Origin of the sequence: Enterococcus sp. AZ071 (assembly GCF_050499065.1) — a bacterium.
GTDB lineage: Bacteria > Bacillota > Bacilli > Lactobacillales > Enterococcaceae > Enterococcus_A > Enterococcus_A ferrettii.
On record NZ_JBIPAS010000001.1, the window covers coordinates 3,490,943 to 3,508,784 of the forward strand.

Consider the following 17,842-nt stretch of genomic DNA (forward strand, 5'->3'; position numbering starts at 1 on the left):
ATCTTTCCTCCTCGTAACCTTCAACTAGTAATGCGCAAAAAAAGAGTATAGGAAACAAATGCCAAGGATTGTTGGCATTTGCTGCTATACTCTTTTTGTCTCTAGCAAGTTATTTAGTTAACTGTATTATAACACCTTTTATTTGAGACAACAATCTCTAGCTCGACCAGACTGAAGCCCTTGTAGAGGATACTGCAAGACTTCCAGCTCCTAAAGCACCCATGACATCTTCTTTGTCACGGATTAGTCCGCCAACAATCAAAGGCTTTCGAGATTGTTTGACGAGCTCCTTGATGACTTTTGGCGAAACATTAGGAAGAACCTCTACTAAATCAGCTTCTGTCTGTGTCAGCTGCCGTTCAACGTTAACCAATGCAGATGAATCCAATAGGAAGAACCGTTGAATGGCTAACAGTTGATGTCTTTTGGCTTGGCGAATAATTGACGGCTTAGTTGAGATGATTCCATCAAAGACAGTACATTTTTTTATGTAGTCAATCGCTGTTTCGTCAGAGGACAGTCCTTTTACGCGATCCGCATGTAAAATGGCCACCTTGCCGCTTTGTTTAATTTTTTCAGATAGTTCCTGCAGCTGCATTAGGTGAGATTGCAGCACAAATAGAATCTCAACATCAGTTAGCAAAGCTTGAGTCAATTCTGTTTCGTTGTTCACAGCAGCAATTACTGGAGCAAGCTCCAGTTTGTTATACAGTTCATGTGTATTCATTTTAAGCTTTCTCCCGATCTTAATAAGAATAAAGGTCCCGTAGTAGTTATTTTCATTTTAGCATAAATTATTCGCTGAACCGACTCTCTTCGTTTGAAGTGAAAATATGAGAGAATGATTAAAAAATCCATGATATTTTCTCTTCTACTATAGTATAATCGTAGTAACAACTACGAGGAGTGATGGAATGACAAAAGTAGCAATTGTCGGTTATGGAAATTTAGGTCGAGGTGTAGAGCGTTCCTTAAAGCAAAATCCTGACATGGAGTTAGTAGGTGTATTTACCAGACGGTCACCTGAAGCCGTTGCAACAGAGGGCGCAACCGCTTATCATATGGATGATCTATTAAGTAAAAAAGCGGAGATTGATGTTTGTATCCTGTGTGGTGGTTCAGCGACTGATTTGCCAGTACAGACACCAGAAATCACTAAGGCGTTCAACACTATCGACAGCTTTGATACCCATGCTAAGATTCCTGAGCATTTTGCCAATGTCGACCAAGTGGCGAAAGAGAATCAAACCGTGTCAATTATCTCAACAGGTTGGGATCCGGGCTTGTTTAGCTTGAATCGTTTGTATGCACAAAGTATTTTGCCGACAGGTGAAACGAATACCTTCTGGGGCAAGGGCGTCAGTCAAGGACACTCAGATGCTTTAAGAAGAATTGAGGGTGTAGTAGATGCCACCCAATATACGATTCCGAATAATGAAGTGATTGAAAAATTGAAGTCTGGCGAAAAGCTGGAATTAACTACTCGGGATAAGCATTTTAGACAATGCTTTGTAGTATTAGAAGACGATGCGAATGCAGAAGCAATCAAAGAAGAGATTGTGACGATGCCAAACTATTTCTCTGATTATGATACAGAAGTGAATTTCATTTCTCAAGAGGAACTGAATCGTGACCATAAAGCGATGCCTCATGGGGGAACTGTTTTACACTCGGGAACCACAGGAGAGGATACCAACCAAGTAATTGAGTACACGCTGCAATTAGAGAGCAACCCAGAATTTACTGCTAGCGTGTTAGTTGCTTATGCTAGAGCGTGTGTGCGTTTAGCGAAGGAAAAACACTTTGGTGCGTTCACCGTATTAGATATTGCACCGAAATATTTGTCGCCGCTGGATGATGCAACACTGCGCAAAGAATTACTGTAAAAATAATGAAAGTTCGGCCCTTCTTAATTGGAAGTCCGAACTTTTTTTGGATAGAAAACAGCTTAGTTCTATGTATGGTGATGAAAACTGGAATAGCAGTTTGGTGCTCTTTTATACTCTTGTTCTGAGAGGAGTGCTTAAAAAGCCAAGGAATGTTAATAAAGAAAGATACGCCGTTCATGGTAATCGGTTTAGAAAAGTTTCGACCGATTGTAGTGGCTATTTGAGGAGACAGACTGTTCGTTAAAAGGACAGTCTGTTTTTTATCTATAAACATAAAATTTAACAGATTTTCGGATGAGTGGTAGGGTTAAAATGTGGCTGGTAATCAGTACGGTTGCCTTAAGCATAAAATGTTTTTAGGAAATTCCCTTTGATTCTAAGGGGAAAAGATAGCTTTGCCAAAAAGAACCAACCACTATTACTAAAGGAGGAATTTGCAGATGACAGCACCAATGATTACATTGAATGATGGGAATAAATTACCAGCTTTAGGCTTAGGTACAGTAGCGATTCGTGGAGACCACGGAACCAACCAGATTGTCGCAGCGATCCAAAGTGGTTATCGTCTGATCGATTCTTCAACGAATTATGATAATGAAGGTATCGTGGGAGAAGCGATTCGTCGTTCAGGTGTTCCGCGAGCTGAGCTTTTTGTGACTTCTAAATTACCAGGAAAATATCATGCCTATGAGGATGCTTTGATGATGATTCAAGAATCTTTGCGTCGGATGGGTTTGGAATACTTTGATTTATATTTGATTCACTGGCCTTTGCCAAAACGAGATCATTATGTAGAAGCTTGGCAAGCCTTGATTACAGCGCAAGAAATGGGATTGATTCGTTCGATTGGCGTTTCTAATTTTGAGCCTGATCACTTAGATCGGATTATTGAAGAAACGGGTGTAACGCCGGCAGTCAATCAAATTGAACTCCATCCTTATTGGGTTCAAGAAGAACGATTGGCTGAAAACAAGCGGCGAGGAATCGTGACAGAGGCGTGGAGTCCTTTAGGTCGTGGTACGGTTTCATTGGAAGAAGATATCCTGAAAAAGCTGGCTGACCAATACGATAAAACTCCTGCTCAGATTGTGATTCGCTGGCATTTAGATCGTGGAATTTTACCAGTAGTAAAATCCAGCAATCCGCAACGGCAGCGAGATAATCTGTCTGTATTTGATTTCCATTTAACGGAAGATGAAATTGCTTCAATTAATCAGCTAAACAAATCAGATGGCCGTGTAGACGGACAAGACCCAAATGAGTATGAAGAGTTTGACTAAAACTAGATAGAATTGGAAATTACTGAACTAAGCGTCTGCTGACAGCTTATAGTTCAGTAATTTTTTTGTTTAATTCTCAAATGATTGAGAAAGCATACAAAAAAACACTTGTTATTATTTGGGGCACTATCGATAGAAAGTTTTGATTGTAACCGATTTATCACTAATTTGTACAAGAGAGGAAACTATAAATAAAATGTTTTTGATTGTTTTTTGACCAAAAATATAACTTTGGAATAAATGTTCTGAGTCCTGAAATAACTATAAAACCAAATAAAGTTGTTGAAAAAATGGTTTTTATACCATAAAATAATATTATAGATCGAAAATAAATTTTATTGAAAATTATTTTTTCTAATCGAAAAGATTGGATTCAATGAATCGTGTAAGCAAGGAGGAAAGAGCAATCAAATAATTCTTGTGAAATGCTAGACAAAAAATATTATTTAAAAGAAAAGTGGGGAAGAAAATGAAAAAGAGGATAAATGTGTTGGCAGGACTGGGACTTCTGCTTCTTTCATTAGGCCTAGCTGGTCAGAAGGCATTTGCTGATGAAGTGGCAGTAAATACTGTCGCCGATTTGCAGGACGCGGTAAATAATGCACCAAGTGATCGAACGGTTACTTTAGATAGTACATTTCCAACGGATATTGATGCAACAATTGCTTTGAAGGAATCACCGTATCAAGTCGTAGTAAACGGCAATGGACTTACTTTGCAATCGACCACTGGAAAGCAGTTATTTTCCTACGGTGGAGGTACTGGAACCGCAAACTCAGCATTAACGATAAGAAATTTGAATCTAGAAGGTTTAGGAAATAGTGTGCGAGCATTAACTATCTCTGGTTATAAAGGCGAGTTTGTTTTAGAAAACAGCAAGGTGAACAATTTTCAATCTTATGATGATGGTGGTGCCTTCTATACAGCCGGAAATACAAGTCTGGTGAATTGTACATTTTCCAATAATAAAAACACAGGTTCTGGCTATTCAGGCGGAGCGATTGCCAGCAAAGGATATTCAGCTAATTTTTCTGCCAGTAATTGTCAGTTTTTGAATAATGAAACTACCTTCGCAGGAACTGGAAATGTTGGTGGTGAGGGTGGCGCAATTTACTTCTTTCAGCCAAGCAGCACAGCAACCTTTAACTTTACCAATAATTATTTTGAAGGCAATAAATCAGTGGAAACAATTACTAGTGGAAAAGCTAAGCTGGCTGATGGCGGAGCGATTGCTTTCTTTAATACTGTAACAGGAACACAGATTTTGTTTGACAGCAACTCATTCGTGCGCAATATTGCCGGAGATGATGGTGGAGCCATTTTGATTCAAACTAATGACAACATTGATAGTGGTGTCTTGTTTAAGAACAATACTTTCTACCAGAATAAGGCATTAGGGCAGGATTTTTCAGGGAATAGCGGTGGGGCAATTCAAATTTATGCCAATGGAGCAATTACCCAAGGAAGAAAATCAGCGATTGATTATGTCAATAACAGCTTTGTAGAAAATGAAGCTGTTTACGATGGTGGCGCGATTGGCAGCTCTGGCTATGGACTGAATTATTCGGCTGGCCGCTATGCCAACAATCTATTTGTCGGCAACAAGTCTCGGACTGCAAGTAGAAATAATATTGCGGACTCTACGGCGATAGCTGGTACTGGCGACTTAGAAACGAACATTGGTTATGATAATGGAAAGACAAGTACGACTACCATGACGGATGTTTTCGGAACGGCACCAGTTGGTTTAGTGGACAACTACAATAAAATCACAGCAGGAACTACCAGCGATGCTATTATTTTGCCAACGGTTCCGATTGCACCTGAAAAATCAGCGGATGACCAGGTGGATAACCTGCGAGATATATTGGTCGATCAGCGGGATTTACCAAGAACGGCCAAGGCTGATATTGGCTCAGTCGAAATTGACTGGATCAAATATGATAGCAATGGCGGGATCTTTGATCTTGGCACCGAGCTTTCTAAATATGAGGGCATGATTTATTACGAGGGAACTCAGCCAACTGCCTATTATCAAGTGGGGTACAAGGAGTTGAATCAGACGATTCCAAAAGGTGTTGAGCTGAAAGCAGCTAAAGAGGGCTATCAATTTGCTGGCTGGTCGAAGGAAGAGACAGCCAAAGAGCCTGATCCAACCTACGCTGAAGGAAATACACTTGCCATCCCTAAAGGCAACGAGACCATTTATGCAGTTTGGAAAAAATCGGAGCCAGTGATTGTCCATTACATGACTTATAATGAAAATAAACAATTAGTCAGCATAAATCCCGATGTAACATTAACTGGAGCGTTAGGTGAAGCGTACCATGCTCAAATCAAGCAAATTGACGAGTATACCTTTGCTGGAGTGAAGGATGGCGACTCAATTACTGGGGTCTTCAGTGATCAGCCGCAGGAAATTACCTTAATCTACACGAAGACAGTGAAAGAAAAAGGAACAGTACTTGCTCAATACCAGGATGAAGAGGGCAACCCCTTATCTGGTGATGAAGTCACCATGGGTGAAGTCGACACAGATTATACGACCCAGCAAAAGGATATTCCTGGCTACACCTTTAAAGAAGTCCAAGGAGAGCCTAATGGGAAATACGCTGCGGGAATTACCAAGGTTGTCTATATTTATACTAAAAACCCTGTAGAACAGGGAAAAGTGATTGTGCATTACCAGAAGGAGGATGGGACCTCTTTGGCTGCTGATCAAACCTTAACAGGTGATATAGACAATTATTATGCTGCGGAAGTAAAAGCCTTTGATGGGTATGTATTGAAGGGGATCACCGGATCGGTCAGCGGGAAATTTACGGCTGCTGATCAGGAAGTCACTTTGATTTACACAGAGCAGGGAATCGGGAAAGAGACTGGCGTTTTGATTGTCGAGTATCAGAACGAAGAAGGACAGCCATTACGCAACAGCGAGGTATCGATTGCTGAGGTCGGTGAGTCGTATAAGACTTCCCGCAAGGAAATTTCAGGTTATACTTTTAAGGAAGTTCAAGGTGCTGAGTCTGGCGAATATGCCGAGGGAATTACTAAGGTTACCTATATTTATCAAAAGAACGTAACCAAAGGGAAGCTGATTGTCCACTATCAGGATGAAGCAGGTAAGACCATTGCGGAAGATTTTTCAGATGAGCAGCCAGTTGATACTGCAATTCCATTGGAGCTGTTTACCAAAACAATTGACTCTTACACGTTAAAGGAAATTAAAGGCTTAACCAGCGGGTTTTACACGGAGAAAACCCAGGAGGTCACCGTTGTATACCGGAGGCAGGAAGGCAAAGTATTGGTTAATTACTTAAGTGAAGAGGGCAAGCAATTAGCTAATCCAGCACTCTTGTCAGGTGCTGTGGATTCTGATTATCAAACAGAAGAAAAGAAATTTGAAGGTTATGTATTGAAGGAAGTATTAGGAAATAAAATCGGTAAATACACTCTTGAACCACAAATTGTTACCTACATTTACAGCAATAAAGGAACAATTGCGATCCATTACGTGGACGAAGCTGGTAACGAACTAGCTGCAGCTGAACAACAAATCGGAGTTATTGGTGAAAAATACGAAACAACGGCTAAAGCAATTACAGGCTGGAAGTTAAAGGATGCACCTGAGAATGCCAAAGGTACTTATCAGGAGCAAGAACAAACCATTACCTACGTTTATGTGAAAGACAGCTTGCCAACAACCGGAGATGGTTCAGCAACAGGCGGAGGCACAGGTACAGGTACAGTAACAACACCAGCAACGGTCAGAACATTACCGGATACTGGTACTGCAGCTGCTCAAGGAAAGACCTTGCCAAAAACTGGTGAAGAACGATCAAATACGGCTTTATTAAGTGCAATAGGGATTTTAACTGTTGGGGCAGCGGTTTTCCTGCTAAGAAAACGAAGTCTTAAAAATCTATAAAACAATTCGTGTGCGTACTGTAAAAAGTGCGCACTTTTTATTTGGTGAAAACCAGCAGCAACTTGGCTTGGGCTAAAGGATGAACTAGAATTAGCAGCCAAGCGAAGAGTATTGAACGTGAAGAAAGGGCCTTGAATGAGGGTGAATCAACCAAAATTTTATTAGCACTCATTTTTACTCAGCCATTCAATCCAGCAATAAAATAAGCCGCACCATTCTTCCCGTCGAATGGTGCGGCTAGCGTAAGGTTTTATGTGAAGATTAATACGTTAAATTAAGTGTTTAACTGTTCATCAAGAAGTCTAAAATATTCCAGCCATCGGTTGTTTCACCGCGGTACATTTCTGTATAGCCGCATTGCGCGCAGCTGATGGTGTAAAATTTCTTATTCTGCACATCAAAGATTTTGGCAAAGTTTCCCCCAGTTGCCTGAAATTGATCCGTTTCATAATGCTGGTTCCCACACTTACTACAAACGTATTGTCGTTTTTCCATTTTCTTTTTCTCCTTTGTTTGTCTTAACTACTCTTATAGAATAGCAAGATTTCAAAGAAAAAGCTTACTCCCTCAGACTGATTTTTTTCTTAACTTTAGGAGTATCTTTTTTTTTAATATCAAAATAATTAAAATGGGTTATATAGGGGAATTGAAGGGATAAATAAGTACAGAATCTTTTTTTCGTGGAATTTTAAGTGGTCAGGAAATTAGGGACTGCTTGTTAGCAGACTGTGTAAATCTATTTTAGAAAAATAATAGTTATGGTGATAATTTATTGTTAAAATGGACTAAATAATTAAAAGGGTTAGGAGGAGGTAAAAATGGGAAATAGAAGCTACTTGTTAACGGATGACCAGTGTCAATTATTTGAAGCCAATAACACGCTGCCGATTTTTTGGATTTTAGGCGGCTGTCCGCAGCCGTTCGAAGCTAAAATAGCAGAAACGGCCAATTTATCGGCTCCGGAAGAGCAAGAGGGGGTGGATGAGGATACCTACGAAGAGCTGTATCTTGACTGGTTCACCACCCATCAGATTGGCGATGTTCAGCTAAGCATTCAAGCATACGCAGATAACTTAGAAAATAATCGAGATTATATTGAGACGGTGTACAGCAGCTTAACGGAAGTCTTTGATGCTTTTGTAAAAGTAATTAACCAGCAAAAGGAATATAATCCAGAAGCAACGATTATCATAGATTACGGACAGATGATCGGCTTTTATGAAGATCATTTAGAGTTTTATCGTTTGATCTCACTGCTCATTAAGCAAATTGAAAATAAGGAAGAAAACAAATGGATTTTTCCAGAAGATGCGTTAGGTTCGACGATTGGGTCAGATGAATATTCGAATCATCAAGGAGAAACATTGTTTACAAGAGAGAGTTATCAGAAGTTAAATAGTACTTTGATGAAATCATTGAGAAAAGAACAGGGAGCTAGCGAGCCTGCTGCGAAGCAAAGTTCTTTGCTTCAAAAGTTTTTCAGCAAGCTGAAGAAATAGGATACTTGAAAACAACTGTACGAGTGCAGCGAGAGCACTCAGTGGTGCTTGCACAACCAGTGGAGAAATGAGGACAGTGGATGGCCAAGATTTTAATTATAGAAGACAACAATGATATCAATGAAATTTTGCAGGATTTGTTGAAGGAACAGCACGAAGTGTTTCCGGCTTTTTCAGGAACAGAGGGCTTGATGCTGTTTCGGTATGAAGCAATAGATTTGGTGTTGCTGGATATTATGCTGCCAGGGAAAAACGGCGAAGAGGTGCTAGCAGAAATTCGTCAGGGAAGTAACGTGCCAGTCATCATCATTACCGCCTTGGGAGACAAAAAGACGGTTAGTGATTATTTGATGAACGGAGCCAACGATTACATTACCAAGCCTTTCGATCTGGATGAAGTCCATGCCAGAGTAATGGTTCAGCTGAGAAGTGCTAAGCCACCTGAAACAGAGAGTCCATGTTTATGCTATAAAAATATTACACTGGATGAGAATTCTTTTACCATTCAGAAGGGGGAGCAATCGCTGCGGCTAGGGAAAAAGGAATTTGATATTTTGAAAACGTTAATGAGTCGCCCCAAGCAGATTTTTACAAAGGAACAGCTGTACGAGCAAGTCTGGCAGGAAAGCTATTTGCCCGGTGATAATACCTTAAATACACATTTAAGCAATTTGCGTAAAAAGATTGGTCAGCTGGATGCTGAGAATGATTACATCGAAACGGTTTGGGCAGTCGGTGTGAAGCTGGCAGGTGAATAATGAGCTACTTAGCGATTTTTAGTACATTGGTCGCAGTGTTTTTAGCCTATCGTTACATTGCTTTGCGCTTGAGTCTACGCAACTTGGCAAACGAGATTGAGGCGAAGCGGATCAGTCAAACGAATGTAGTTTTAATGAATCCCAAGCATCAAATGAGTTTAGACCCGTTAATTCATGCGGTGAACCAAGTGTTTAATGAACTGCAGGCTAGTCGAGTTCTTAATCAGCAGGAGAAAAAGACGCTGGATTTAGCTATCCATAATATCACCCACGACATTCGGACACCGTTAACAATTGCCAGCGGCTTCACGCAAAATTTGATAAGAGAACTGCCGGAGGAACAGGAACGGTTATCGAAAATTCAAGAAAATTTGACGACGGTGTCTCAGCGGGTCGAGGTACTGCTGGACTATCAGGATTTATTGGAAGCAAATGTCCAGCCTAAGTTTCAGCAACTAGACCTTTCACAGGCATTAACCGAAAACCTGTTAAATTATTACAGCAGTTTGACTGAGCAGAATTTTGAGGCTGAGGTCACTATTCAAGAAGGCTGTTTGATCGAAAATGACCCAGAAATCTTGCAGCGGATTTTCCAGAACATCTTCAGCAATATTTTAAAGCATGGGGAAAAGCAGCTGACTGTTAAGCTCTCTAGTGATGATAAGCGGGCTTATGTAACAATTTGCAATCAGAGCCAGCAGGCAATTCAAAATCTGGAAAAGCTGACCAGCCGCTTTTATTCAGAGAACATGTCCGAAACAGAGAAGTCTTCTGGGTTGGGGCTGTACATTACCAAAGAACTGGTTGAGTTGACACAAGGATTTTTAGCGATGAAGGCTCAGGACAAACAATTTTGTATAGAAATTACGTGGCAATTAAGCGGAAAATGAGGTTGTGACAGAAGTGTTAGTGTTCGTAGAGACAAATAGATAGCATTAAAAAATACAATAAGGATTCGCCCATAAAACTGTAGTTAAAAGCCTATAAACATTGATTTATAGGTTTTTTTATGCTTTCTTTTAGTATTCTCAAGATTTTTTAACTATAGCGACAAGCCACTTAAGAAATCAAATTGCTTTTATATTCAATCTTTCCTGTAAGCACATCATTATAAAAATTCTGTTTATAATCTATAAAATTCACATAGCTTTTTAATTCGTCTATTTGTTTTAACAGCTCTTTCCTCTTTATATCTAACATTTTCTTTCGTTCTGGAATAGTTGGTTCTCCTGCTAAACAAAACGCCAAATATTCTTTCATCTCTTGAATTGTCATTCCACAACCTCGTAAACAGTATAAACTTTCAATCCAAGCGATTGTTTTTTCATCGAATACACGATAATTATTTTGATTTCTTTTTACTCCAGGAATAAGCCCTTCATTACAATAAAATTTTAAAGTTCCATAGGATAGACCCGTTTTTTTAGATGTTTCTTTCATCGAGTACATATTCATACCTCATTTCAATTTTGCTATTGACCGGTAGTTACTACCGACTTATACAATAAGTGTACCATCAAACATTTAAACAGACAAAGGAGAATGTACTTTATGGAAATGATAAAATTAAATAATGGCGTAGTTATTCCTAAAATTGGTTTTGGTGTTTATCAAATCCCAAAAGAAGAATGCGAAAAATGTGTGTTTGAAGCGCTCGAAAGTGGGTATAGACTAATTGATACCGCTCAAAGTTACTTTAATGAGGAAGAAGTCGGACTAGCTATAAGCAAAAGCAACGTGGCAAGAAAAGATATCTTTTTAACTACTAAAATTTGGATTGATAATTATGGATATGATAAAGCTTTAGAATCCGTAAATGAATCTATGAGAAAATTAAAGGTAGATTATCTTGATATGGTTCTTTTACACCAGCCCTTTAGTGATTATTATGGTGCATACCGAGCATTAGAAGAACTCTACCAACAAGGAAAAATTAGAGCAATTGGGATAAGTAATTTTTATCCTGACAGACTGTCAGATATTAGTGCTTTTACAGAAATAACACCTCAGATAAACCAGGTAGAAACTAATGTATTTAATCAGCAGATAGCAGCACAAGAAAATATGAAAAAAAATAATGTACAGATTGAAGCATGGGCACCATTTGGTGAAGGTAGAAACAATATGTTTTCAAATCCGACTTTGAAATCAATTGCTGAAGCTCACGGTAAGAGCATTGCACAAATTATTATTAGATGGTTAATACAGCGAAATGTGGTTGTTTTAGCGAAATCTACAAAAATAGAGAGAATGCGCGAAAATATCAATGTTTTTGATTTTGTGCTTTCTCAAGAAGAGATGAAAGATATCGCAAAACTTGATAGAGGTAAAAGTTTATTTTTTGACCATCAAGCTCCAGAAACTGTAAAAATGTTTCAAGAATTAATCGAAAAAAGAAAGGATAAATAATGTCAAACAAAACTAAAATCTTAATAGGCGTTGGAGTTTTGATAGCTCTTATTGCTGGCGCGTCAGCCTACTTTTTACTTAATCAAAAATCTGAAGTAAATGAACCTAGTGAAAAAGTAACTCTTGGAGGAGAAAATAAGAGTATTGACGGAAAGAAGGTTTTAGTAGCATATTTTTCTGTCCCTGAAACCGGTGATGCAAATAAAGAAATGACACAAGAAGAAGAAAACAGTGCCATTGTTGTTGACGGACAAGTTCTAGGAAATACACAATACGTCGCTAATATTATAAGTGAAAATACTGGTGGAGATATATATAGGATCGAACCTAGCACACCATACACAACAAATCATAAGGAGTTGGTAGAACAAGCCACAAAAGAACAAGACAGCGATGTGAGACCCGAAATAAAAGATATGATTAGTAATTTTGACGATTACGACACAATTTTTATTGGTTATCCAATTTGGTGGGGAGATATGCCCCAAATTATGTACAGCTTTATGGAACTTTATAGTTTTGAAGGTAAAACTGTCATTCCATTTTCTACACATGGCGGTTCTGGTTTAGCGGGCACAGTTAATACTATAGAGAACAAATTGACCAATGCGAATGTAATCACCAATGCATTTACTATGTCTAGAGACGATATGGAAGAAGCTCCTCAAAGAGTTGAAGATTGGTTGAGAGAAATAAATTTGAAAAAATAGTTTATTAAGCATATGATTTAGTCTATAAACCTCACTGTTATAGGCTTTTTTCATACCTTCTTTTAGTATTTTATTGTCTTTCGTTTTACTATTAGAGTGTAACAACAAATAATACAAATGGAGCTTTTAGAAAAGCGCTCAGCTCCGAGAAATAAGACCGATAATCCTAAAATTGCTGAGAGACACAACGAGTATTGGAGTTGATGTCGAACAGTACCTACTTGGAGCTTCTCATATTTTTGCGATTATTCGACTTATTTCCGAAGGAGCTGCTTCAGTTACACCGATTATACGGTTTTCAGAGGTTGTGACGTTTTATGTCACAGCCTCTTTCTATAGGTCTCGTTTCTTGAAGGAGATTAGGGAAAGAGCGCCGCAGCAAATAATTACTAGAACGGCTGCAATCATGGTATTGAACCAAAAGTTGTCCGGCAGATTCAACCAAGCAGAATCCATGCTGCCTTGGAAGCTTAAATATTGCAGAGCTTTTACTTTAGAATAAATGATTGTGATAATTCCAGTAGCAATCGGCAAAATGACCACCGTTAGAACGGCTGCAATATTGGAGAAGCTTAAATACAAAGCCAGTAAGCCAAAAGCAAAGATGGCATTAATAGATAAATACTGCACACCTAAGGTACGGAAAAGATTTTCAAAGTAATTGACCCCAAAATCCCCTACACCATTTTTGATGGTTGCCGTTAAGAAGGATAAGCCATAATAGAAGGCAAATTGCATCAATACTGTCACCATGAAAACGACATATTTCGACAAGAAGAATTTCTCACGAGAAACGCCCGACGAAATCAAGTTTTTTAAGGTCTTTCGTGATAGATCAAAACCGATAGTCATAACAAAAATCGGTAAGCAGAAATACATGAGAAAGCTGGACATAGTGGACATGGCGATTAAAGTGTTGGCACCAGACCATTGGGATTGGGTAACCTGCTCCTGCAGCTGCTGAAGGGAGTCATGGGAAATCCCTACTGAGCCTAAAGCTTCTGTTGCTACAGAGAGAACGACCAACCCAATTAAAAGCAATTGAGTGATGTAAAAGCCCTTTGAATGAAATAACCGATAAAAATCTGCTCGAATTGTATTAATCATGATACGTTTCCTCCTAATTCACCCACGAGTTCCGTGAAATAATCCTCTAAGTTTTGTTTTGAATGGTAAATGCCGTCAATCACAATTCGTTCTTCTACCAATGCGTGAATAATGTGATTGACCTGGTTTGATTCCCCGAAAATATGCATCGTATTCTCATCAACTACCTTTAGAACATAATGCAAGCTGTCCTGTAAAAATTTACTAGCCTGCTGGATTTGCTTAGTTTGCAGGACGATAAATTCATCGTTCATTTGATCAAATTCATGCTTCGAAATTTCCTTCACCAGCTGACCATCGTTGATAATTCCAAATCGGGTAGCGACATGGTAAAGTTCAGTTAAAATATGGCTGGAAATGATAATTGTCATCCCGCGTTCTTCATTCAATCGTTTGACGAGGCGACGAAATTCGACGATAGCGATCGGATCCAACCCATTGATTGGTTCGTCTAGAATTAGGAAGTCTGGACGAGTCAAAATGGCAATCGCAATGCCCAGCTTTTGCTTCATTCCTAAGGAGAAGTTCTTGTATTTTTTTCTGCCGGTATCTGTCAAATCCACCAGCTCTAAGGTTTCTTTGATAACTTGCTTAGACTGAACAATCCCTCTCAATTTACAATAGTAGGCTAAGTTTTGTTCTGCCGTCAGCTGATCGTAAGCGGATGGCGTTTCAATCACAGCTCCTGTACGTTTTAAGCTATTGGTCCATTCCTTATCGGTAGAAGAACCAAACAAGGCGATTTGACCGTTTGTTGGTGCAATTAATCGGGTGATTGCTTTTAACAGGGTTGTTTTACCGGCGCCATTACGACCGATCAAGCCGTAAATTTCTCCTTTACGAATGTGTAGTGAGACATTTTTCAAAGCATATTGCTGTTTGTATTTTTTATTCAGTTGTTGAACAGTTAGAATAGTTTCCATGGTATGCTGCTCCTTTTTAGTTAAGTTTAGTTTTGTTAAGGCCGGAATCAGTTAACTGACCTTCTATACTTATCAGTTTACGGTTTCTTTTTCAGATAACTCTCAACCAATTCTAAAATGTTTCTAAAGTTTGGGGGATATTTAGCTGGAAAGACGGTTGGTCATGCTTTTTTTGAGAAATTTCCCGCAGCATGACACTTTTTTTCTTTTTAAGAAACGGCTTCTCTAAAGGACTATCAGGCATTGTAAGCGAATTCCTTAGCTGGTATAACTAAGGCATAGCAAATAAAGAGGAGGTTATTTCCCACTATGATGGAAAAAATTCAGCGCTTTGGCGGCGCGATGTTTACACCAGTATTATTATTCTCTTTTTCGGGAATTATGGTGGCTTTAGCAATTATTTTTAAAAATCCGATGCTCGTAGGCAGTATTGCCAACGAAGGAACTGTCTGGTACGGAATCTGGTCTGTTCTCGAAAATGGTGCGTGGACAGTGTTTAACCAAATGGAGCTGCTGTTTGTCATTGGTTTGCCGATTGGATTGGCTAAAAAGGCCAATGCTCGAGCAGCAATGGAGGCCTTCGTAGTCTATTTAACTTTTCAATATTTTGTCAGCGCGATGCTGGAATATTTCGGCAGATTCTTTGGCGTGAATTTTGCCCAAGAGGTTGGTGGCGAAAGCGGCATGAAGATGATTGCTGGGATTAAGACCTTGGACACGGGGATTGTTGGAGCGATTTTGATTTCTGCTATTGTTGTATTTTTACACAATCGCTTTTTCGATACGAAGCTGCCGGATTTCTTAGGTATTTTTCAAGGCTCATCCTTAGTAGTGATTTTAGGATTTTTCACGATGCTGCCGGTGGCTTTTATTATTTGTCTAGTATGGCCGAAGGTTCAAATGGGTATTAGTTCTTTACAAGGCTTTTTAGCCAGTGCTGGAATTTTTGGCGTTTGGCTCTATACTTTCCTGGAACGAATTTTGATTCCAACCGGGCTGCATCATTTCATTTATACACCATTTATTTATGGCCCAGCGGTAGTAGAGGATGGCATTACCAAATATTGGATGGCACACTTAACGGAGTATTCTCAAGTGACAACACCATTAAAGCAGCTGTTTCCAGAGGGTGGTTTTGCTCTTCACGGCAATTCAAAAATATTTGCTTCTCCAGGAATCGCGATGGCCTTCTACTTTACGGCTAAGCCAGAGAATAAGAAAAAGGTACTAGCCATTTTAATTCCGGCAACCTTAACAGCTGTTCTGGCAGGGATTACCGAGCCATTAGAATTCACCTTCCTATTTGTATCCCCAGCCTTGTTCGCTGTACATGCCATTTTAGCAGCAACCATGGCGGCAACAATGTATGGATTTGGTGTAGTAGGTGATATGGGGGGCGGATTTATTGATTTACTGGCGAAGAATTGGATTCCCCTATTTGCCAATCACAAAGGAATGATTTTCACACAGCTGGTCATTGGTTTAGCCTTTGTGGCAATTTACTTCTTTGTTTTCCGCTTCTTAATCCTGAAATTTAATTTTGCGACACCTGGTCGAGAAGAGACCGCCGATGTTAAATTATTTACTAAAAAGGATTACAAAGAGCGTCAGGCTGGAGCGGGTGCAATGGCCACTGCTGATGGCGGTAACCGTTATACTCAACAAGCTGCAATTTATTTGGAAGCCTTTGGCGGTACAGATAATATCGAAAAAGTGAATAATTGTGCGACTCGTTTAAGAATTACTGTCAAAAATGAAAACCTGGTACAGCCAGATGATTCCTTCAGAGAAGGTGGGGCTCATGGTGTTGTAAGAAATGGCAATGCGTTTCAGGTAATTGTTGGATTGGATGTTCCGCAAGTGCGGGAGCAATTCGAGCAGTTGCTTAAAATAAATGATTAACTATAAGGAGAGATTGATTTAAATGAAGAAATTTTCTATTGTAATTGCTGGTGGAGGAAGTACCTTTACACCTGGGATTGTACTGATGCTTTTAGAAAACCTGGATCGTTTCCCGATTCGCCAAATCAAGTTTTATGACAACAACCAAGAAAGACAACAGCAAATTGCGGATGCCTGTGAGATTATTATTAAGGAAAGAGCCTCAGATATTAACTTCGTAGCGACAACTGATCCTAAGACAGCTTTTGAGGATGTTGATTTCGTGATGGCTCACATTCGTGTGGGACTGTATGCGATGCGAGAACAGGATGAAAAGATTCCATTGAAATATGGCGTTGTAGGACAGGAGACTTGCGGACCTGGCGGAATTGCTTATGGAATGCGTTCTATCGGAGGTGTGTTAGAGCTGGTGGATTACATGGAGAAATATTCCCCCGATGCATGGATGCTGAATTATTCAAATCCTGCAGCAATTGTGGCTGAAGCAACTCGCAAGCTGCGTCCAACAGCTAAGATCATCAATATTTGTGATATGCCTGTAGGAATTGAAGAACGGATGGCTAAAGCAGTCGGACTTTCTTCCCGCAAAGAAATGGTCGTACGCTACTATGGTTTGAATCACTTTGGCTGGTGGACAGATATTCGAGACCAAGAAGGCAATGATTTGATGCCGAAAATTAAAGAGCACGTTGCTAAATACGGCTATTCGCTGCAGGATGAGATTGAAGAGTCCCAGCATACGGATGAAAGCTGGATGCATACCTTTGCCAAGGCAAAAGATGTGCATGCTGTTGATCCAGACACATTGCCGAATACGTATTTGAAATATTATTTGTACCCGCAGGATGAAGTAGCGCATGCGAATCCAGAATACACCCGAGCAAATGAAGTAATGGCCGGACGGGAGAAGCATGTCTTTGGAGAATGCAACAAGATTGCTAAAGCAGGAACCGCGGAAGGAACGACACTAGAAGTCGACGAGCATGCCAGCTATATTGTGGACTTGGCTCGAGCAATCGCCTACAACACACACGAAAGAATGCTGCTGATTGTACCGAATGAAGGAGCTATCGTAAACTTCGATGAAACGGCCATGGTGGAAGTGCCTTGTATTGTTGGAACGAATGGGCCAGAGCCGTTAACACAAGGGAAAATCCCTCAGTTCCAAAAAGGGTTGATGGAGCAACAGGTGTCAGTCGAAAAATTAGTAGTAGAAGCTTGGAAAGAGGGCTCTTACCAAAAATTGTGGCAAGCACTAACGTTATCCAGAATTGTGCCAAATGCCCGAATTGCACAGCAGCTGCTAGACGATTTAATCGAGGCCAATCAGGAATTCTGGCCAGCCTTAAACTAATCGCAGAATTGGGAAGCAACTTAGCTTGCTTCCTGATTTCAATTCATATTTATGACCAAATCTTCTATAATAATGACAATGAC

Annotated in this window: 15 protein-coding genes; 10 read left to right on the forward strand and 5 right to left on the reverse strand. The window is 39.7% G+C overall.

Going from position 1 to position 17,842, the window contains the following annotated elements; all coding sequences use genetic code 11:
* Positions 1-157: 157 nt before the first annotated feature.
* Positions 158-727, reverse strand: coding sequence for a glycerol-3-phosphate responsive antiterminator (locus IGI49_RS17010; protein WP_429962643.1), 570 nt, complete (start codon positions 725-727; stop codon positions 158-160).
* Between the two features lie 187 nt (positions 728-914).
* Here IGI49_RS17010 and IGI49_RS17015 point away from each other — a divergent pair, with 187 nt between their 5' ends.
* The 3 genes from IGI49_RS17015 (at position 915) to IGI49_RS17025 (ending at position 7,097) form a co-directional block, all read left to right on the forward strand.
* On the forward strand, positions 915-1,886 hold the full coding sequence (locus IGI49_RS17015) for a diaminopimelate dehydrogenase (protein ID WP_429962644.1): 972 nt from the start codon (positions 915-917) through the stop codon (positions 1,884-1,886).
* 443 nt (positions 1,887-2,329) lie between these two features.
* Positions 2,330-3,169, forward strand: coding sequence for an aldo/keto reductase (locus IGI49_RS17020; RefSeq protein WP_207705022.1), 840 nt, complete (start codon positions 2,330-2,332; stop codon positions 3,167-3,169).
* Positions 3,170-3,638: 469 nt separating this feature from the next.
* On the forward strand, positions 3,639-7,097 hold the full coding sequence (locus tag IGI49_RS17025) for a MucBP domain-containing protein (protein ID WP_429962645.1): 3,459 nt from the start codon (positions 3,639-3,641) through the stop codon (positions 7,095-7,097).
* Between the two features lie 282 nt (positions 7,098-7,379).
* Here IGI49_RS17025 and IGI49_RS17030 read toward each other — a convergent pair whose 3' ends face one another.
* The gene (locus tag IGI49_RS17030; protein WP_207702167.1) at positions 7,380-7,592 is read right to left on the reverse strand and encodes a zinc ribbon domain-containing protein; all 213 of its coding nucleotides are present in this window, start codon (positions 7,590-7,592) and stop codon (positions 7,380-7,382) included.
* Positions 7,593-7,915: 323 nt separating this feature from the next.
* Here IGI49_RS17030 and IGI49_RS17035 point away from each other — a divergent pair, with 323 nt between their 5' ends.
* The 3 genes from IGI49_RS17035 to IGI49_RS17045 all read left to right on the forward strand — a co-directional run bounded on the left by IGI49_RS17035 (position 7,916) and on the right by IGI49_RS17045 (position 10,244).
* Positions 7,916-8,596: a hypothetical protein gene (locus IGI49_RS17035; protein WP_429962646.1), complete on the forward strand. Its 681-nt coding sequence runs from the start codon at positions 7,916-7,918 to the stop codon at positions 8,594-8,596.
* 80 nt (positions 8,597-8,676) lie between these two features.
* Complete coding sequence (locus IGI49_RS17040) at positions 8,677-9,354, forward strand: response regulator transcription factor (protein ID WP_429962647.1); 678 nt, start codon at positions 8,677-8,679, stop codon at positions 9,352-9,354.
* Positions 9,354-10,244, forward strand: coding sequence for a sensor histidine kinase (locus IGI49_RS17045; protein ID WP_429962648.1), 891 nt, complete (start codon positions 9,354-9,356; stop codon positions 10,242-10,244). The genes IGI49_RS17040 and IGI49_RS17045 overlap by 1 nt, the downstream gene beginning before the upstream one ends.
* A 169-nt stretch (positions 10,245-10,413) precedes the next feature.
* On the opposite strand, the gene IGI49_RS17050 is transcribed toward IGI49_RS17045, so the two are convergent.
* Positions 10,414-10,803 (reverse strand): MerR family transcriptional regulator, encoded by a 390-nt coding sequence (locus IGI49_RS17050; protein WP_429962649.1) that lies wholly within the window; start codon positions 10,801-10,803, stop codon positions 10,414-10,416.
* A gap of 102 nt (positions 10,804-10,905) precedes the next feature.
* Between IGI49_RS17050 and IGI49_RS17055 the strand changes: the two genes are divergently transcribed.
* Complete coding sequence (locus IGI49_RS17055; RefSeq protein WP_429962650.1) at positions 10,906-11,763, forward strand: aldo/keto reductase; 858 nt, start codon at positions 10,906-10,908, stop codon at positions 11,761-11,763.
* Entirely contained in the window at positions 11,763-12,473 is a 711-nt protein-coding gene (locus tag IGI49_RS17060; protein WP_429962651.1) for a flavodoxin, read from the forward strand. The genes IGI49_RS17055 and IGI49_RS17060 overlap by 1 nt, the downstream gene beginning before the upstream one ends.
* Positions 12,474-12,806: 333 nt before the next feature.
* Here the strand turns inward: IGI49_RS17060 and IGI49_RS17065 are convergent, their stop codons facing one another.
* Positions 12,807-13,580, reverse strand: coding sequence for an ABC transporter permease (locus tag IGI49_RS17065; protein WP_429962652.1), 774 nt, complete (start codon positions 13,578-13,580; stop codon positions 12,807-12,809).
* On the reverse strand, positions 13,577-14,503 hold the full coding sequence (locus tag IGI49_RS17070; RefSeq protein ID WP_429962653.1) for an ABC transporter ATP-binding protein: 927 nt from the start codon (positions 14,501-14,503) through the stop codon (positions 13,577-13,579). The genes IGI49_RS17065 and IGI49_RS17070 overlap by 4 nt, the downstream gene beginning before the upstream one ends.
* Before the next feature lie 309 nt (positions 14,504-14,812).
* Here IGI49_RS17070 and IGI49_RS17075 point away from each other — a divergent pair, with 309 nt between their 5' ends.
* Together IGI49_RS17075 and IGI49_RS17080 are read left to right on the forward strand one after the other, a co-directional pair.
* A complete protein-coding gene (locus tag IGI49_RS17075) occupies positions 14,813-16,405 on the forward strand; it encodes an alpha-glucoside-specific PTS transporter subunit IIBC (protein ID WP_207702161.1) in 1,593 nt (530 codons plus the stop codon).
* A gap of 22 nt (positions 16,406-16,427) precedes the next feature.
* Positions 16,428-17,759: a 6-phospho-alpha-glucosidase gene (locus tag IGI49_RS17080; RefSeq protein ID WP_429962654.1), complete on the forward strand. Its 1,332-nt coding sequence runs from the start codon at positions 16,428-16,430 to the stop codon at positions 17,757-17,759.
* Positions 17,760-17,842: the final 83 nt, after the last annotated feature.

Bases quoted from the DNA above. Each gene is read 5' to 3' on its own strand.
- IGI49_RS17010 (WP_429962643.1), bottom strand. From the start codon at position 727: ATGAATACACATGAACTGTATAACAAACTGGAGCTTGCTCCAGTAATT.
- IGI49_RS17015 (WP_429962644.1), top strand. From the start codon at position 915: ATGACAAAAGTAGCAATTGTCGGTTATGGAAATTTAGGTCGAGGTGTA.
- IGI49_RS17020 (WP_207705022.1), top strand. From the start codon at position 2,330: ATGACAGCACCAATGATTACATTGAATGATGGGAATAAATTACCAGCT.
- IGI49_RS17025 (WP_429962645.1), top strand. From the start codon at position 3,639: ATGAAAAAGAGGATAAATGTGTTGGCAGGACTGGGACTTCTGCTTCTT.
- IGI49_RS17030 (WP_207702167.1), bottom strand. From the start codon at position 7,592: ATGGAAAAACGACAATACGTTTGTAGTAAGTGTGGGAACCAGCATTAT.
- IGI49_RS17035 (WP_429962646.1), top strand. From the start codon at position 7,916: ATGGGAAATAGAAGCTACTTGTTAACGGATGACCAGTGTCAATTATTT.
- IGI49_RS17040 (WP_429962647.1), top strand. From the start codon at position 8,677: ATGGCCAAGATTTTAATTATAGAAGACAACAATGATATCAATGAAATT.
- IGI49_RS17045 (WP_429962648.1), top strand. From the start codon at position 9,354: ATGAGCTACTTAGCGATTTTTAGTACATTGGTCGCAGTGTTTTTAGCC.
- IGI49_RS17050 (WP_429962649.1), bottom strand. From the start codon at position 10,803: ATGTACTCGATGAAAGAAACATCTAAAAAAACGGGTCTATCCTATGGA.
- IGI49_RS17055 (WP_429962650.1), top strand. From the start codon at position 10,906: ATGGAAATGATAAAATTAAATAATGGCGTAGTTATTCCTAAAATTGGT.
- IGI49_RS17060 (WP_429962651.1), top strand. From the start codon at position 11,763: ATGTCAAACAAAACTAAAATCTTAATAGGCGTTGGAGTTTTGATAGCT.
- IGI49_RS17065 (WP_429962652.1), bottom strand. From the start codon at position 13,580: ATGATTAATACAATTCGAGCAGATTTTTATCGGTTATTTCATTCAAAG.
- IGI49_RS17070 (WP_429962653.1), bottom strand. From the start codon at position 14,503: ATGGAAACTATTCTAACTGTTCAACAACTGAATAAAAAATACAAACAG.
- IGI49_RS17075 (WP_207702161.1), top strand. From the start codon at position 14,813: ATGATGGAAAAAATTCAGCGCTTTGGCGGCGCGATGTTTACACCAGTA.
- IGI49_RS17080 (WP_429962654.1), top strand. From the start codon at position 16,428: ATGAAGAAATTTTCTATTGTAATTGCTGGTGGAGGAAGTACCTTTACA.